Here is a 16,769-nt window from a genome sequence, read left to right on the forward strand (position 1 = left end):
GAGCACTCACGCCCATGACTGACACCAAGCCTGTTTCCACCGAGACCATCGGGCCACCCCAGAACCGATTCACAGCGTCGCTGACCCACGTTCTCGCCGACCTCGGCAAGAACGGCATCTTCCTCGCCCTCATCGCGGTGATCATCCTCTTCTCGATCACGACCAACGGGATCCTGCTGCGTCCGCAGAACATCTCGAACCTGATCGTGCAGAACGGATACATCCTCATCCTCGCGGTAGGAATGGTGCTCGTGATCGTCGCGGGCCACATCGACCTGTCGGTTGGATCGGTCGCCGCGTTCGTCGGCGCTGTCTCGGGGGTGTTCGCGGTCAATATGGGGCTGCCGTGGTGGCTCGCGGTCATCCTGTCTCTGCTTGTCGGCGCGGTCGTTGGTGCGTGGCAGGGATTCTGGATCGCCTACGTCGGCATACCCGCGTTCATCGTCACTCTCGCGGGCATGCTCATTTTCCGTGGACTCGCGCTCGTCGTGCTCCAGAATGCCAACATCGGTTCGTTCCCCACGGAGTACCGCGCGCTCGGCAACGGATTCCTGACCGACCTGCTCGGGGCGTACCAGGTCGACCCGGTGACGATGGGCATCGCGATCATCGCGATCATCGCCCTGGTGGTGCAGCAGATCCGAACCCGCCGCGGCCGCCTGCAGTACGCGCAGGAGGTCGAGCCCCTCATCTGGTTCGTTGCGAAGCTGATCCTCATCGTCGGCGGCATCGGTGCGTTCGCCTACGCCCTCGCCACCTTCAAGGGCATCCCCATCACACTCATCATCCTCGCGGTGCTCGTGATGATCTACGGCGTGCTGACGACCAAGAGCGTGTTCGGTCGTCACATCTATGCGATCGGCGGCAACCGCCACGCGGCCGAGCTGTCGGGTGTCAAGACCCGCCAGGTGGACTTCTGGATCTTCGTCAATATGGGCTTCCTTGCAGCGCTCGCCGGCCTCGTCTTCACGGCACGCCTGAATCTCGCTGGCCCGAAGGCCGGTGAGGGCTTCGAACTTGAGGCCATCTCTGCGGCGTTCATCGGTGGGGCGGCGGTGCAGGGCGGCATCGGCACGATCGCAGGTGCCATCATCGGTGGCCTCATCATCGGCGTGCTCAACAATGGCATGTCGATCATGGGCATCGGCATCGAGTGGCAGTCGGCAGTCAAGGGCCTCGTGCTCCTGCTCGCGGTCGCCTTCGACGTGTTCAACAAGCGTCGCTCCGGAGGCCGCTAGCCTCAGCACGGCTCGACAAGCCCCGTTCCGTTCGGAGCGGGGCTCGTTGTTCAGTATCAGCGCCACGCAGGAGGGACCGCAATGGTCCGAGTGAACCGTCGCACCGATCATGCACCGGAGTGTCGATGACCGCGAAGCTCAGAATCGTCATCGCGCCCGATTCGTTCAAAGGCACCACGACCGCCGTCGACGCGGCCGCGGCACTCGCGGCGGGGTGGCACGCCGCCAGGCCGGGCGACGAGGTCGTGCTCGCTCCCATGGCCGACGGGGGAGAGGGCACGATCGACACGATCGCTGGCTCCGTTCCCGGAGCGCTGCGGATGCCGGAGCGGGTCCTCGGCCCGGTCGGGTGCGGCCACAACGGACTGGTGGATGCGGAGTGGCTGCTGCTGCCCGCGACCTCGCCCGGCGAAGGACCCACCGGCGTCGTCGAGCTCGCCGCCGCGAGCGGCATCACGCACCTCGACTCGCTGTCACCCATGGCTGCGCACAGCTACGGGTTCGGCCAGCTCATCGCGCGCGCCCTCGAGGGCGGCGCGCACCGGCTGCTGCTCGCGATCGGCGGCAGCGCCTCGACCGACGGCGGCACGGGTGCGCTCGCCGCGCTCGGTGCCCGGTTCCTGGACGACAACGGCGGCGCCGTTGCGCCCGGCGGCGCCGGCCTCGGCGACATAGTGCGGGCTGACCTGTCCGCGCTTACATCGCTTCCCCCGGGCGGGGCGGTCGTGCTGGGAGACGTCACGAACCCGCTGTTCGGCGAAAAGGGCGCCGCTGCGGTGTTCGGGCCGCAGAAGGGGGCGACGCCCGCCCAGGTGGCCGAGCTCGACGCGGGACTGCGACGGCTCTCCACGGTGGTTTCCGCCGACCCCGAGACACCCGGCGCTGGCGCCGCCGGTGGCACTGGATTCGCATTGCTCGCGTGGGGCGCCTCGATGACGCCGGGGGCCGTGGCCGTCGCCGAGGCGATCGGCCTCGCCGACAGCATCCGCTCGGCCGACGTAGTCATCACCGGGGAGGGCAGGTTCGACGACCAGTCGAGCGACGGTAAGGTGCCCTCGCGCGTGCTGGCGCTCGCCGACGAGGGGGGCGCAGTCGCGATGCTCGTGGCCGGGCGTGTCGATGCCGACACTCACGGCTTCGCGGCATCCGTCTCGCTATCCGACCTCGCGGGAAGCGCGGACGAGGCGCTCGCCGATCCGCTCCGCTGGCTGCAGGTGGCCGGCGAACGGCTCGCGGGCGCGCTCTGACGCGCTCGGGACTACCGGGCGCCGAGGATGTGCTCGGTCGCGAGCTGGTTGAGGCGAACGAAGCCGAAGCCCTTGCCGCCGAAGTAGGCGTCGGTGTCGAACTGCTCATAGGAGGCGGCATCCGCCAGCAGGTCGGCGTAGCTCTCGCCGTCGGCAAGGGTCGGCTCGTTGATCTCGTGCACACGCGCGGCGGCGAGGGCCTCGTGCACCTCGGGGTCGGCGCGGAATGCCGCGGCGCGCTCCTTGAGCAGCAGGTACATGCGCATGTTCGCGGCCGCCGAGTCCCAGACGCCCACCGCGTCTTCGGTGCGGCTGGGCTTGTAGTCGAAGTGGCGCGGCCCGTCGTACGACGGACCGCCGTTCGGACCGCCGTTTTCGAGCAGGTCGACGAGCGAGAACGCATTCGCGAGGTCGCCGTGGCCGAACACGAGGTCCTGGTCGTACTTGATGCCCTTCTGTCCATTGAGATCGATGTGGAAGAGCTTGCCCTGGTAGAGGGCCTGGGCGATGCCGGCCGTGAAGTTGAGCCCGGCCATCTGCTCGTGGCCCGTCTCCGGGTTCACCCCGACGAGCTCGGGGCGTTCGAGCGTCTCGATGAACGCGAGCGCGTGGCCGAGGGTGGGGAGCAGGATGTCCCCGCGGGGCTCGTTCGGCTTGGGCTCGATCGCGAACCGGATGTCGTAGCCCTGGTCGGTCACATAGTCGCCGAGCAGGTTGACCGCCTCGCGGTACCGCTCGAGGGCTCCGCGGATGTCCTTCGCGGCGTCGTACTCCGCACCCTCGCGGCCGCCCCACATCACGAAGGTCTTCGCGCCGAGCTCGGCGGCGAGGTCGATGTTGCGCAGCACTTTGCGGATCGCGAAGCGCCGCACGGCACGGTCGTTCGAGGTGAAGCCGCCGTCCTTGAACACGGGAGCGCTGAACAGGTTTGTGGTGATCATTGGCACGATGATGCCGGTGTCGGCAAGCGCCTGCTTTGCGCGCCCGATCTCCTTCTGCCGCGCGGCGTCGCTCGACCCGAATGCGAACAGGTCGTCGTCGTGGAAGGTGAGCCCGTAGGCACCGATCTCGGCGAGCTTGTGCACGGCCTCGACGACGTCGAGGTGCGGCCTGGTCGGTCCGCCGAACGGGTCGGTGCCGTTGTAGCCGATGGTCCAGAGCCCAAAGGAGAACTTGTCGTCGCGGGTCGGGGTGAGAGTCATGGCGGTACCGTCCTTGGGCCTCGTCGTTGATTTGTAGGGAACGGGAACATATTAGCGGGTTCGCGCTGGATTGCGCCCGTGGTCGTCGAAGTGACTGCGGATTTGTGGCGGTATTAGCAGCGACCGTGTCGAGACCCGGCCAGTGTCGCCCCGGTCAGGGCAGTGCGGGTGTGGGCAGTCGTCCGCCGCGCCGCGGGGTGCGGGTCGGGTCGATTCTGGCGGGTGGGATGAACCAGGGCACGTTGTCGATGACCTGCACGGTCCACCCGTTGTGGATCACATGGTGGTGGCCGGTGCACAAAAGGATCCCGTTGTTGAGGTTCGTTGGCCCGCCGTTCGACCACCAGTGAATATGGTGCGCCTCCGTATAAGAGGGTGGTTTCCCACATCCTGTGACGGCGCAGCCGCCGTCGCGTTCGGCGAAGGCGATCCGCTGGGCGCGGGTGAACAGTCGTTTGCCGACGCCGAGGTCGAGTACCTGGCTCTTGCCGCCGAGCACTGCCGGGATCAGTTCCGCGTCCGCGGCGAGGATCCGGGCAGCACTAGCGGTGATGGGTTCCTCGACGCCGTCCAACTGCGCCGCGCCGAGTCCTGACTCGAGCTGCTCCAACGTCATCCGAATCACAAGGGTGGTGTGGGGGAGGGTTCCGGGTGCGGTGGTGCAGCCCATCATGTGTCGGGCGACATCGATCAGGGCGTCGGCGGCGATCCGGGGGATGGTGCGTGGGTCGGCAAGCTCGACGTGATCGGCCGAGCACGCGTCACGCTCGAGCCCGTCGTGGCTGTCGCTGCCGTTGGCTCCTGCCGCTCCCGCTGGCTCGGCTTCGAAGCGCACCTTGCGCAGGGCGTCGCCGACCATCGCGTCGATCATCGTCCTCACATATCCGGCGCCGAGGGGGTCGAGGTCGATGGTGCACCGTTCGAGGCCGTTGCCCTGTTTGGACCAGCGCAGCGAGCGGAGGGCGATCAGCGCCTCCTCCCGCGGTGCGATCCCGTCGGTATCGAGGGCGTCGCGCCAGGCGATCGACAGCTTGCGCACGGTGTCGGCCGGATGGTGGGCCGCGAACTCGACCAACTCCTCCTCCGCGGCGACCAGATGCTCCGGTAGTGCGCGCGGGGTCGCCTGCGTGAGCGCGGTGATGATCGACTGCGCGGCATCGACCTGCACGACACCGGTGTTGACCGCGTCGGCAACCAGTTCGAACGGCGCGGGGAGTCGTTCCCCAAGGAGTGACACCGGGGCGGTTGTCGCCTCTCCCAGCCGGACCGTTTTCCCAGCCTCGGCCAAGGTGATCCGACCGAGCTCGGTGATCAGCGATGCCGGGGAGGTGTGTCCGGACGATTTCGACAAACCGCCCTGGCCGAGGGAGGGGCGGGAGCGCACACTGAGTTCCCCGGCCGCACGCACCAGGAGGGCATCAACTTGGCGTTTCAGGTCGTAGCCGGACCGGATCGCCCGGAGCAGGCCCGCATCCGACATCGTCTCCACGTCCAGCTGCGCCGGGGCAACCGTGATCGCCCCGAACGCTGTGCCGGGAGCGCCGGCATCCGGGTGTTCGCCGACCCGGTCGCCGAACCCCGTAAGCGCACCAGCCCACACCGACGCGAACGCAGAAGCGCTGTCGATGAGCGAATCGGTTGTCTTGCACATACCCACATACTGACAGGCGCCACCGACATTCCCGCAGACGACAAACCACACTCTGATCTGGGGTATTGCTTGTGGAAAACCCTCCCGGAACGGGCCCTGTGGAGGAGAAGTCGACGGCTCGACGGTGCGGGGAACGCAATCGGCTGAACCGCTACCGCGTGCGTCCGTCTCCCTGGCGCCCGATGGTCCTCCACGCCACCAGCAACGGCATTCGCACACCAATGGGCATTCCAGCGCGGAATACGGGCTCATGGGGCGGCGCGACTACGATTACAGCGACATCTGACGGCAACAGATGGAAAGGCACTCCTGCGATGACAACCCACGGCAGCCCCGACTACCGCGACTCCGGTCTCGAGTTCCCCGACGACTTCCTGCTGGGCTCGGCGACGGCCTCGTACCAGATCGAGGGAGCCGTCGCCGAGGATGGCCGCGGCCCGTCCATCTGGGACACCTTCAGTCACACCCCCGGCAGTGTGGTGATGGGCGACACGGGCGACATCGCCGACGACCACTACCACCGGCTCGACGAGGACCTCGACATGATGAAGGGCCTCGGCCTCGAGGCCTACCGGTTCTCGATCGCCTGGCCGCGCATCGTGCCCACCGGCTTCGGCGCGATCAACCAGGCCGGCATCGACTTCTACTCCCGCCTCGTCGACGGGCTCATCGCGCGCGGGATCAAGCCCATCGCGACGCTGTACCACTGGGACCTCCCGCAGCCGCTCGAAGACGCAGGCGGTTGGCCCAACCGCGACACTGCCTACCGCTTCGCCGAGTACGCGGCGGTCATCGGCCAGGCGCTCGGCGATCGAGTCGAGACGTGGACCACGCTCAACGAGCCGTGGTGCAGCGCCTACCTGGGCTACGGCTCCGGCGTGCACGCCCCCGGCCGCACCAACGGCGCGGACGCACTCGCCGCAGTCCACCACCTCAACCTCGCCCACGGACTCGCGCTCACCGAGCTCCGCAAGGTCGTGACGAACGACCCCGACTTCTCGGTGACCCTCAACCTGCACGTCGTGCGGCCGGGAGCGGACAACGCAGGCGACGCGGTTCGCCGCATCGACGCGCTTGCGAACCGCGCCTTCACCGGTCCGATGCTGCGCGGTGAGTACCCGGCCGACCTCCTCGCCGACACCGTCGGCATCACCGACTGGGCTTTCGTGCTTCCCGGAGACCTCGAGGCGATCAACCAGAGCATCGACGTGCTGGGCGTCAATTACTACTCCACCGCGACCGTCAGGCCGTGGGATGGGGTTTCCCCGAAGCAGAGCGCCGACGGGCACGGCCGGTCGGTCGGCTCGCCCTGGCCCGGCAGTGAAGACGTCGAGTTCATCGCGCAATCGGGCCCGTACACCGAGATGGGATGGAACATCGCTCCCGACGGGCTCGAGGACCTCCTCGTCTCGCTGCACGAGCAGTTCCCGGCGCAGCCGCTCATGGTCACCGAGAACGGGGCCGCGTTCCCCGACGTGCTCGAGGACGGCCAGGTGCGCGACGCCGACCGCATCGACTACCTGCGCCGCCACTTCACGGCCGCGCATCGCGCGATGGAGCGCGGCGTCGACCTGCGCGGCTACCAGGTGTGGTCGCTTATGGACAACTTCGAGTGGGCCTATGGCTATACGAAGCGGTTCGGCATCGTGTACGTCGACTACGAGACCCTCGAGCGGACAGTCAAGGACAGCGGCCGCTGGTACGCCGAGCTGGTGCGCACGCACCGGATTCCGGCCTGAACGGTGGCGGCTCGGGGCGACGGGGCGCCCGACAACGGCCCCGTCGCGCCCCGGCGTGGAAACAGCAACGACCTGGTGCGCCGCCACAACCTGTCCGTCGTGCTCGGGCTCGCGCACCACGATCCGTCGGTGTCCCGCTCCCAGCTCACCAAGCAGACGGGCCTGAACCGGTCGACGATAGCGGCACTGGTCGGCGAGCTCTCCGAGCTGGGCCTCGTTGTCGAGTCCGAACCGGATGCGAGCAGGCAGGTCGGTCGCCCGAGCCCGATCGTCGCGCCTCACCCCGGAGTGGTCGCGATCGCCGTGAACCCCGAGATCGACTCCGTCACGATCGCCCTCGTGGGCCTCGGTGGCCGGGTGCTCCGCCGCATTCGCCGCGACGCCACGATGCCGACCGTCGACGACACCGTGAGTATCGTTGCCGACGCCGTCGACGAGCTCCGTGCCGAGGCCAGCCGCTCCGCCCGCCTGGTCGGGATCGGCGTTGCGGTGCCCGGACTCGTGCGCGCGAGCGACGGCGTCGTGCGCCTCGCGCCGCACCTCGGGTGGACGGATGCGCCGCTCGCGCGGCTGCTCGTCGACGCCACCGGACTCCCGGCGGCCGCCGCGAACGATGCCGGGCTCGGCGCGAAAGCGGAGCATATCTTCGGCGCCGGCCGTGGCCACACCGACATGATCTACCTCAACGGCGGCGCGAGCGGGATCGGTGGCGGCATCATCGCCGGAGGGCAGCCGATCCGTGGGGCGGGGGGCTACGCGGGCGAGTTCGGGCACACGCTCGCGACAACCCGCAACGGCCGTGACGCGAGCGGCGCGCCGGGAAGCCTCGAACTCGAGGTACGACGGTCCCTGCTCCTCGACGCGCTCGGGATCGCGACCGCCGACGCCGACGAACTCGACGCCAGGCTTCTCAACTCGGATTCCCCCGCCGTTCGCGCGGAGGTCGAGCGCCAGCTGGCCTTCCTCGGCGTCGCGCTGCGCAACGCGATCGACATCCTGAATCCCCAGCTCGTCGTGCTCGGCGGATTCCTCGGCTCGCTTCACGCGGCGGCACCCGGCCGGCTCGAGACGCTCGTCGCCGATCAGGCCCTCGCCGTCCCGTTCGACGAGGTGCGCTTCTCCCGGGCCGAACTCGGATCCGACCTCTTGCTCGTCGGGGCGGCCGAGCTGGCGTTCGGTCCACTCCTCGGCAACCCGGCCGGGGTCGAACCGGTTCCCGCCTGAATTTCGGCGCCCCCGTTGCGCAGGAAAGGGAATAACCCGCGCCCGCGAGAACTTGGGGTAGATGCGCGCTCAGTCTCGACTGGGCGGCATCCCCCACGCATAGTCGCGCCGCGAGCCACGGCCCGGTCGGCGCGTGGCGCGCCAATTCTGCGAAGAAGAACCGAGGAATCTCTCTGTGAGCACCGCGACCAGGCCGACAGCCGTCGTACACCCCGGCGATCTGCTGACCCGTCGCCAGCGCATCGTGTACATCGTGATCCTCGGTGCTCTCGTGGCCCTCGGCCCCTTCACGATCGACCTCTACCTTCCGGCTTTCCCGGTCATCGAAGGTGACCTCGGAGTCTCGCAAGCGGCAGTGCAACTCACCCTCACCGCTACCACCATCGGCTTCGGAGTGGGCCAGCTGCTCGTCGGGCCGTGGAGCGACCGCGTCGGACGGCGCCTCCCGCTTATCGTCGCGACGTCGCTGCATGTGCTCGCGAGCGTGGGGGTCGCCCTCGCCCCCGACATCGCCTGGATCGCGGTCTTCCGCGTGCTGCAGGGCATGGGCGCCGCGGCAGGAGCCGTCGTCGCCATGGCGACCGTGCGCGACCTGTTCGGCGGGCAGCCCCTCGTGCGGATGCTGTCGAGGCTCGCTCTCGTCACCGGCCTCGCTCCCATCCTCGCGCCGGTCATCGGCTCGCAGCTGCTGCTCGTGCTCGACTGGCGTGGCGTGTTCTACTTCCTCGCCGCCTACGGGGTGCTCGTGCTGCTCTCCGCGATCTTCTTCATCGTCGAGACGAGGCCGAAGGAGTCCCGCGGAACATCGGACCGCACGATGGCCCAGCGCTACAGGGCGATCTTCCGCGACCGCGTCTTCATTGGAGTTGCGGTCATCGGCGGCATGTCCTTCTCGGGCCTGTTCGCCTACCTCAGCGCGTCACCGTTCCTGTTCCAGGACCTGTACGGCCTCGACGCCCAGCAGTACGGCCTGCTCTTCGCCGTGAACTCCGTCGGCATCGTGATCGGCACCCAGACATCAGCCCGCCTCGCCCGCATCGTGGGGCCGCAGTGGATCCTCGCCTTCTCGACGGCCGTCGTGTTCCTCTCCTCCTCGGCGATCGTGGTCCTTGACCTCGCGGATGCTGGACTTCTGGGCGTTCTCGTGCCGCTCTGGTTCTTCATCACCGCCGTCGGCTTCGGCTTCCCGATGGTGCAGGTGCTCGCTCTTGCGGGCCACGGCAGCGAGGCCGGCACTGCGGCATCCGTTCTCGGTGCCCTCAACTTCGGCCTCGCAGGGCTCATCTCGCCGATCGTGGGGCTCTTCGGCGTCAGCGCGTTCGTGATGGGCCTGGTCATGGCGTCGACGGCGTTTGTCGCGGTGCTCTCCCTGTGGTTCATCGTGCAGCCGAAAACAGTGCCGGAGCTGTCCCGCTGACGGTGTGCAGGGGAGCCCGATAGCGTGGGAGACATGACCGAGAACAGGCCGAGGACGCGTTACGCCGCCGACCAGGCGCTGAAGTCCGAGGTGCGGGTCACCCGGCACTGGCCACTGGTCAGCGGGATCGCCGCGGTGGTGCTCGCCGCGGTGCTCGGAGCCGTGATCGCCTACCGGGCGAGCAACAAGCCGTTCGAGTTCGACACCGAGTGGATGGAAGAGATCCTCGAGGCCCGCAATCCCGTGTTGGAGATACCCGCCCAGCTCATGAACACCGTGGGAGGTGGGTTATTCGGCGTCATCATCCTTCCCATCGTGATCGTCGTGCTGCTGTTGATCCTGAGGCGCAAGTGGGCCGCCCTGTACTTCGCCGCCGCCAGCATCCTGAGCGCCGGGCTCGTGCAGCTCCTGAAGAACGTGTTCGCCCGCCCGCGCCCGGAAGACATGCTCGTTACCGCTGACATCGGATCTTTTCCCTCCGGTCACGTCGCGAATGCCGCGACGATGGCGGTCGTGCTCGGGTTCATCCTCCAGCGGACCTGGGTCTGGATCGCAGGAATGGTCTACGCGATCCTCATGATGCTGAGCCGTACCTACCTCGGCGTGCACTGGGCCAGCGACACCATCGGCGGTCTCGTGCTCGGCGCGGGCGTCGCGGTCATCCTGTGGGCGCCCCTCGCGCATCGGTTGCACCTGGAGCGGCACAAGCCGATTGTCGTGCAGTCCTGACGGTTGGCGGCCACTTCGCGGCCACCGACGGCTAGCGTGGGGGAATGAGAATCCTTCTGGTGGGCGCCGGCGGCGTCGGCGACGCCTTCGCCAAGATCGCCGCACGGCGCTCGTTCTACGAACTGATCGTCGTGAGCGACTACGACCTCGCCCGCGCCGAGCGCACCGTGGCCTGGATCGAGGCGCGTCACGGCGCTCAGGACGGGCGGTTTGTCGCCGAACGGATCGACGCCTCCGACCCCGACAGCGTCGCCGAGGTGGCGAGGCGGCACGGCGCGACCCACGTGATGAACGCGGTCGAACCGAAGTTTGTGCCGACGATCTTCGCGGGCGCGCTCGCCGCCGACGCGAACTACCTCGACATGGCGATGAGCCTGAGCGAGCCGCATCCGACGAATCCCCACGAGGAGACGGGCATCATGCTCGGCGACGACCAGTTCGCCCTCTCGGCCGATTGGGAGAAGGCGGGCAAGCTCGCGCTCGTCGGCATGGGCGTCGAGCCGGGACTCAGCGACGTGTTCGCCCGCTACGCTGCCGACCACCTGTTCAGCGAGATCGACGAGCTCGGCACCCGTGACGGCGCCAATCTCGTCGTGCGGGACGAACTCGGCAACGAGATCTTCGCGCCGTCGTTCAGCATCTGGACCACGATCGAGGAGTGCCTGAACCCGCCCGTCATCTGGGAGAAGGACAGGGGCTGGTTCACGACGGCGCCGTTCTCCGAGCCGGAGGTGTTCGTGTTTCCGGAAGGCATCGGACCGGTCGAGTGCGTCAACGTCGAGCACGAGGAGGTTATCCTCATGCCCCGCTGGATCAACGCGAAGCGCGTCACCTTCAAGTACGGGCTCGGCGACGAGTTCATCGGAATCCTGAAGACCCTCAACCAGCTCGGACTCGACAAGACCGAGCCCGTCCGCGTGCGCTCCACAGACGGACCGGTCATGGTCGCCCCGCGCGACGTCGTCGCTGCCGGGCTACCCGACCCGGCCAGCCTCGGCCCGCGGATGACCGGCAAGACCTGCGCCGGCGTCTGGATCACCGGCACCGGCACCGACGGCATGCCGCGGGAGGTATATCTCTACCATGTCAGCGACAACGAGTGGACGATGGCGGAGTACGAGGCGCAGTGCGTCGTCTGGCAGACCGCCCTCAACCCCGTGATCGCGCTCGAGCTGCTGGCCGCCGGCACCTGGTCCGGACTCGGGGTGCTCGGGCCGGAGGCCTTCGACGCGAAACCCTACCTCGACCTCATGGCGCTCCCGGTCGACCAGGGCGGCTACGGGCAGCCGTGGGGATTCGAAGACCGGCTCGCCTAGGTATCCGCAGCCATGATCTTGCCCAGGTCGCGCACCGAGGAGCTCCTCGGACTCACCGCCCTCCTCACCCCGACCGAGCTCGACTGGCAGCACCGGGCCAGAGAATTCGCCGTGACCCGCATTGCCCCGACGATCGACGACGACTACGAGCGCGAGGTGTTCCGCGCGGAACTCGTGCCCGAGCTCGGCGCCCTCGGCGTGCTGGGCATGCACCTCACCGGCCACGGCTGCGCTGGCGCCGGTGCGGTGTCGTATGGCCTCGTCTGCCACGAGCTTGAGGCGGCCGACTCGGCCTGGCGCACCTTCGTGTCGGTGCAGGGCTCGCTCGCGATGACGGCGATCTCGAAGTACGGCTCCGCGGAGCACAAGTCCAGCTGGCTTCCCCGGATGGCCGCCGGAGAGGCGATCGGATGCTTCGCGCTGACCGAACCGGACGGCGGCAGCGACCCCGCCGCAATGACCACGACGGCGGTGCTCGCGAATGGCGAGTGGCTGCTCACCGGCCGCAAGCGCTGGATCGGGCTCGCGTCGGTCGCCGATGTCGCCGTCGTGTGGGCGAGCACCGCGGAGGGCATCCGCGGCTTCATCGTGCCCACCGATAGCCCGGGATTCACCGCGACGAACATCGCGGGCAAGCTCTCCATGCGCGCGTCGATCCAGTGTGATGTTGAGCTGCGCGACGTGCGGCTGCCCGAATCGGCGCTGCTGCCCGGCGCCGCGGGACTCGCGGCGCCATTCAGCTGTCTCGGCGAGGCCCGGTACGGGATCGTCTGGGGCGCGATGGGCGCCGCCAGGGCATCCCTCGACGCCGCCGTCGGGTTCTCTCAGACCCGCATGGTGTTCGGAGCGCCGATCGGCTCCAAGCAGCTCATCCAGCACAAGCTCGCCGACGCATTCGTCGAGTACGAGAAGGGGATGCTGCTCGCGCTGCACCTCGGCAGGCTGGCCGACGCGGGCACGCTGACTCCGGATCAGGTGAGCGTCGGCAAGCTCAACAACGTGCGCGAGGCGATCGCGATCGTCTCGTCGATGCGGAGCGTGCTGGCCGGCGACGGCATCACCTCCGCCTACCCGGTGATGCGGCACGCGGCGAACCTCGAGGCGGTGCGCACCTACGAGGGAACGGACGAGGTGCACACGCTGGTGATCGGACGCGCGCTCACGGGGCTTGCCGCGTTCCGCTGACCGGGCCGCGAAACATCCGCCGCCTAGGCTGGCGAGATGAGAATTCACGCGATCGAGTTGCACCGCATCGGCATGCCGCTGGTGCGGCCGTTCGAGACGAGCTTCGGGGTGCAGACCTCACGCGAGGTGCTGCTCGTGCACGTGCGCACGGATGTCGGCGACGGCTGGGGAGAGTGCGTGGCGGGAGTCGACCCGTTCTATTCCTCCGAATACGTCTCAGCGGTCGAGGACGTGATCCGCAGCTACCTCGCCCCGGCGCTGCTCGCCGGGCAGCGCGGAGGGGCGGCCGATGTCGCGCCGCTCCTGCGCTTCGTCGTCGGGCACCGCATGGCGAAGGCGGCCCTCGAGGCCGCGATCCTCGACGCGCAGCTCCGTGCCGACGGGGTGAGCTTCGGAAGCCATTTCGGGGCGACCCGCGACCGGGTCGACTGCGGCGTTTCGGTGGGCATCTCGCCCGACATCCCGACCCTGCTCGACGAGGTGCGAACCTATGTCGACCAGGGCTACAAGCGCGTCAAGCTCAAGATCAAGCCTGGATGGGACCTCGAGCCAGTCGCCGCCGTGCGCGACCTGCTCGGGGCCGGTGGTTTACTGCAGGTCGACGCGAACACCGCGTACACGCTCGACGACGTCAGCCACCTGCGTGAGCTCGACGCATTCGACCTCCTGCTGATCGAGCAGCCGTTCGTCGAAGAGGACATCGGAGCGCACGCCGTGCTTGCCCGGGCGATCGAGACCCCGGTGTGCCTCGACGAGTCGATCGTGAGCACCTCCGTGGCGGTCGACGCCATTGAGCAGGGTGCAACGAGCATCGTCAACATCAAGGCCGGCCGCGTCGGCGGATACCTCGAGGCGGTGCGGATGCACGGAGCCTGCCTTACCCGCTCAATCCCGGTGTGGTGCGGCGGGATGCTGGAGACCGGCATCGGCCGCGCCGCAAACGTGGCGCTCGCCGCCCTGCCGGGTTTCACGCTTCCGGGCGACACCTCGGCATCGGACCGATATTTCGCAGAGGACCTCACCGACCCGTTCGTGCTCGAGGACGGCACGCTGACGGTGCCGACCGGGCCCGGAACCGGGGTCACGGTGCGCACGGAGCTCGTGCGCCACTGGGCGCTGCGCGAACCACTGGTGCTGTCAGCCGGCTGAGGGCGGCTAATGACGTGTGCGGGGCGCGTGGGTAGGCTGGCCCGATGACTGACGCGGTGGAACAGGCGAGGGCGGCTGTCGCCGCGGCGGCGAAGGCCCAGGCGGATGCCGAGGCCGCGCTCAGGCAGGCCGAGGAGGGTGCCGCGGAGCAGGCAGCCGCTCGCGCGAACGCGGAGCCGCCTTCGAACGACGCCCGCGCAAGCACCAACGGCCCCCTTGCCTCCGGCGAGGTGGACCGCATCCAGGCCGGCTACAGCTTCGAGGGCGCCGCGCTCGAGATGGGAGTGCTCGTCAACGGCGAGGCGCTCGCCGACGTGCCCGTGCGGATCCCGCTCGCGATGCTCAACCGCCATGGCCTCGTTGCTGGTGCGACCGGAACCGGCAAGACCAAGACCCTGCAGGTGCTCGCCGAGCAGATCTCCGCCCTCGGCGTCCCTGTGTTCGCCGCCGACATCAAGGGCGACCTGTCCGGCATCGCCTCGGCCGGCACCCCGAGCGAGAAGCTGCTCGCCCGCACCACCGGGATCGGCCAGGACTGGCAACCCACAGCATCCCCCACCGAATTCTTCAGCCTCGGCGGCATCGGCACCGGTGTTCCCATTCGCGCAACCGTGACCGGCTTCGGTCCGCTGCTGCTCTCGAAGGTGCTCGGCCTCAACGACACCCAGGAGTCCTCCCTCGGCCTCGTCTTCCACTACGCCGCGACCGCCGGGCTGCCCCTCGTCGACCTTGCCGACCTCCGCGCCGTGCTGACCTACCTCACAACGGCCGAGGGCAAGACGGAACTACGCGAACTCGGCGGGCTCAGCCCGGCGACGGTCGGCGTGATCCTGCGCGAGCTCATCACCTTCGCCGCCGACGGCGCCGACGTCTTCTTCGGCGAACCCGAGATCGACACCCGCGACTTCCTCCGGCAGACGCCCGACGGCCGCGGCATCATCAGCCTGCTCGAGGTGCCAGGCGTGCACGACAAGCCCGCGCTGTTCTCCACCTTCCTCATGTGGCTCCTCGCCGACCTGTTCAACGATCTGCCCGAGGTGGGCGATACCGACAAGCCCAAGCTCGTCTTCTTCTTCGACGAGGCACACCTGCTCTTCCGGGACGCCTCGAAGGACTTCCTCGCCTCGATCACCCAGACCGTGCGCCTCATCCGCTCGAAGGGCGTCGGCATCTTCTTCGTCACCCAGACCCCCAAGGACGTGCCGAACGACGTGCTCGCTCAGGTCGGGTCCCGCATCCAGCACCAGCTGCGCGCCCACACCCCCGACGATGCGAAGGCGCTCCGGGCCACGGTATCCACCTACCCCACCTCCGGCTACGACCTCGCGGAGGTGCTGCAGCAGCTCGCGACGGGCGAGGCGATCGTGACCGTCATGAACGAACGGGGAGCGCCGAGCCCGGTCGCCTGGACGAGGCTCCGCGCGCCCCAGGGTGCAATGGCGCCGACCCCGGCAGAGCGGATGCTTGCGAGCGTCACGGCCTCGCCGCTGCTGCCCAAGTACGGGACGAGCCTCGACACAGATTCCGCCCACGAGATGCTCGCGCGCCGAATGCAGGCCGCCGCAGCCGATGATGAGGCCGAGCGCCTCGGCGACGAGAAGGCGGAGTCCGCCCGGCAGGCTCAGGCCGAGTACGACCGGATGCAGAAGGAGTGGCAGAAGAGCCAGTCGAAGCCGCGCTCGTCCGGCGGGCAGTCACCAGCACCGAGACGCGCCCCGGCCCCGAAGGCGCAGAAGAACCCCCTCGAGGACTTCCTCGGCTCCTCCGCGGGACGCAGGGTGGTCACCACTGTCGTGCAGGGCATCTTCGGAACCCTCCGGCGCAAATAGCGCCAGCTAGTCTCCGAGCGTGATCGGGATTCCCGCGAGAGACATCAGGCCGAGCACGGCCGCGAGGCTCACCGCGAAGACGGCAAGCACCGTCGCGACGAACAACGCCGGCCGGTGCTCGAACCAGTACGCGCTGCCGGGGAAGCCGGCGAAGAACTCCCGCGAGGTGATCGGGTCGGGATAGTGCTCGGTCGGCACCCCGGTCGCGTCGGCGACCCTGCGGATGGCGGCACGGCTCCAGAACGTGCCGCGCATCCGCAGCAGACGCCGACCGGCGGCATCCCGAACCAGCAGCTGCGGCGTCGAATCCGGGGCGTGGCTGCGATAGGTCTCGGCGAGAACCGTGGTCGCCACCCGGGACAGGGGGATGCGCCGGGTGGACCCGAGGAAGCCGCGCTCGACGATCGCCTCCGGGGTGACCTCGATATACGTCAGCCGGTAACGCAGGTAGGCGACCAGGCAGAGGAGCATGGTGCCGAGCTGCCAGGAGAGAAGGCCCGGCCACGTGCCGCGGGGGATCGCCAGGTAGTAGAGGGAGCCGAACAGTGCGAGCGAGATGAGCACATACGACCAGAGGGCATTCCGGACGAGGATGCGACGCGGCACGACGCGTGTGAACACGATCGGATCGTGATCTGTCGCGGCCATCGAAATCCCCCAGTTTCACTGTGCCACCTATTGGCGGAGGATGGGGGATTCGAACCCCCGAGGGCTTTCACCCAACACGCTTTCCAAGCGTGCGCCATAGGCCACTAGGCGAATCCTCCTGGCGGGTACCGATCTGAGAGAGATCCGAACCAATGAATATCCTAGCCGCAAGCGATCGGCGCGTTTCGCCATTCG

General features: G+C 68.5%; 13 protein-coding genes and 1 tRNA gene. 10 read left to right on the top strand and 4 right to left on the bottom strand.

From position 1 onward, the window contains the following. The first annotated feature begins 14 nt into the window (after positions 1–14). The gene (mmsB, locus tag ABIB15_RS09780; protein ID WP_354477598.1) at positions 15–1,238 is read left to right on the top strand and encodes a multiple monosaccharide ABC transporter permease; all 1,224 of its coding nucleotides are present in this window, start codon (positions 15–17) and stop codon (positions 1,236–1,238) included. Between the two features lie 125 nt (positions 1,239–1,363). After that, entirely contained in the window at positions 1,364–2,485 is a 1,122-nt protein-coding gene (locus tag ABIB15_RS09785; protein WP_354477601.1) for a glycerate kinase, read from the top strand. A gap of 11 nt (positions 2,486–2,496) precedes the next feature. Here ABIB15_RS09785 and xylA read toward each other — a convergent pair whose 3' ends face one another. Both xylA and ABIB15_RS09795 read right to left on the bottom strand, forming a co-directional pair. Then, positions 2,497–3,687, bottom strand: a complete 1,191-nt coding sequence (xylA, locus tag ABIB15_RS09790) for a xylose isomerase (protein ID WP_354477604.1) — start codon at positions 3,685–3,687, stop codon at positions 2,497–2,499. Between the two features lie 154 nt (positions 3,688–3,841). Beyond that, on the bottom strand, positions 3,842–5,338 hold the full coding sequence (locus ABIB15_RS09795) for an HNH endonuclease signature motif containing protein (protein ID WP_354477607.1): 1,497 nt from the start codon (positions 5,336–5,338) through the stop codon (positions 3,842–3,844). Between the two features lie 314 nt (positions 5,339–5,652). Here ABIB15_RS09795 and ABIB15_RS09800 point away from each other — a divergent pair, with 314 nt between their 5' ends. From ABIB15_RS09800 to ABIB15_RS09835, 8 genes are all read left to right on the top strand, one after another. Further along, positions 5,653–7,077 carry a GH1 family beta-glucosidase gene (locus ABIB15_RS09800; protein WP_354477610.1) on the top strand — a complete coding sequence of 475 codons (1,425 nt, stop codon included), beginning with the start codon at positions 5,653–5,655 and terminating at the stop codon, positions 7,075–7,077. A 3-nt stretch (positions 7,078–7,080) separates the two neighbouring features. After that, positions 7,081–8,301, top strand: coding sequence for an ROK family protein (locus ABIB15_RS09805; protein WP_354477613.1), 1,221 nt, complete (start codon positions 7,081–7,083; stop codon positions 8,299–8,301). A gap of 175 nt (positions 8,302–8,476) precedes the next feature. After that, a complete protein-coding gene (locus ABIB15_RS09810; protein WP_354477616.1) occupies positions 8,477–9,718 on the top strand; it encodes a multidrug effflux MFS transporter in 1,242 nt (413 codons plus the stop codon). Positions 9,719–9,751: 33 nt separating this feature from the next. Then, positions 9,752–10,447 carry a phosphatase PAP2 family protein gene (locus tag ABIB15_RS09815; protein WP_354477619.1) on the top strand — a complete coding sequence of 232 codons (696 nt, stop codon included), beginning with the start codon at positions 9,752–9,754 and terminating at the stop codon, positions 10,445–10,447. A 44-nt stretch (positions 10,448–10,491) separates the two neighbouring features. Continuing rightward, a complete protein-coding gene (locus ABIB15_RS09820; protein ID WP_354477622.1) occupies positions 10,492–11,763 on the top strand; it encodes a saccharopine dehydrogenase family protein in 1,272 nt (423 codons plus the stop codon). A 12-nt stretch (positions 11,764–11,775) separates the two neighbouring features. Beyond that, positions 11,776–12,948 (top strand): acyl-CoA dehydrogenase family protein, encoded by a 1,173-nt coding sequence (locus ABIB15_RS09825; protein WP_354477625.1) that lies wholly within the window; start codon positions 11,776–11,778, stop codon positions 12,946–12,948. A 36-nt stretch (positions 12,949–12,984) separates the two neighbouring features. Continuing rightward, positions 12,985–14,097 carry an o-succinylbenzoate synthase gene (gene menC / locus ABIB15_RS09830; RefSeq protein ID WP_354477628.1) on the top strand — a complete coding sequence of 371 codons (1,113 nt, stop codon included), beginning with the start codon at positions 12,985–12,987 and terminating at the stop codon, positions 14,095–14,097. Between the two features lie 44 nt (positions 14,098–14,141). Continuing rightward, entirely contained in the window at positions 14,142–15,926 is a 1,785-nt protein-coding gene (locus ABIB15_RS09835) for a helicase HerA-like domain-containing protein (RefSeq protein ID WP_354477631.1), read from the top strand. A 6-nt stretch (positions 15,927–15,932) separates the two neighbouring features. Here ABIB15_RS09835 and ABIB15_RS09840 read toward each other — a convergent pair whose 3' ends face one another. Further along, positions 15,933–16,574 (bottom strand): YdbT family protein, encoded by a 642-nt coding sequence (locus ABIB15_RS09840; protein ID WP_354477634.1) that lies wholly within the window; start codon positions 16,572–16,574, stop codon positions 15,933–15,935. A gap of 31 nt (positions 16,575–16,605) precedes the next feature. Then, a tRNA-Ser gene (locus tag ABIB15_RS09845) sits at positions 16,606–16,693 on the bottom strand. Positions 16,694–16,769 lie beyond the last annotated feature (76 nt).

It is taken from the genome of Marisediminicola sp. UYEF4, assembly GCF_040546025.1.
Lineage (GTDB): Bacteria > Actinomycetota > Actinomycetes > Actinomycetales > Microbacteriaceae > Marisediminicola.

Excerpts from the sequence above, each read along its gene's own strand:
- mmsB (WP_354477598.1), top strand. The coding sequence starts at position 15 with ATGACTGACACCAAGCCTGTTTCCACCGAGACCATCGGGCCACCCCAG.
- ABIB15_RS09785 (WP_354477601.1), top strand. The coding sequence starts at position 1,364 with ATGACCGCGAAGCTCAGAATCGTCATCGCGCCCGATTCGTTCAAAGGC.
- xylA (WP_354477604.1), bottom strand. The coding sequence starts at position 3,687 with ATGACTCTCACCCCGACCCGCGACGACAAGTTCTCCTTTGGGCTCTGG.
- ABIB15_RS09795 (WP_354477607.1), bottom strand. The coding sequence starts at position 5,338 with ATGTGCAAGACAACCGATTCGCTCATCGACAGCGCTTCTGCGTTCGCG.
- ABIB15_RS09800 (WP_354477610.1), top strand. The coding sequence starts at position 5,653 with ATGACAACCCACGGCAGCCCCGACTACCGCGACTCCGGTCTCGAGTTC.
- ABIB15_RS09815 (WP_354477619.1), top strand. The coding sequence starts at position 9,752 with ATGACCGAGAACAGGCCGAGGACGCGTTACGCCGCCGACCAGGCGCTG.
- ABIB15_RS09820 (WP_354477622.1), top strand. The coding sequence starts at position 10,492 with ATGAGAATCCTTCTGGTGGGCGCCGGCGGCGTCGGCGACGCCTTCGCC.
- ABIB15_RS09825 (WP_354477625.1), top strand. The coding sequence starts at position 11,776 with ATGATCTTGCCCAGGTCGCGCACCGAGGAGCTCCTCGGACTCACCGCC.
- menC (WP_354477628.1), top strand. The coding sequence starts at position 12,985 with ATGAGAATTCACGCGATCGAGTTGCACCGCATCGGCATGCCGCTGGTG.
- ABIB15_RS09835 (WP_354477631.1), top strand. The coding sequence starts at position 14,142 with ATGACTGACGCGGTGGAACAGGCGAGGGCGGCTGTCGCCGCGGCGGCG.
- ABIB15_RS09840 (WP_354477634.1), bottom strand. The coding sequence starts at position 16,574 with ATGGCCGCGACAGATCACGATCCGATCGTGTTCACACGCGTCGTGCCG.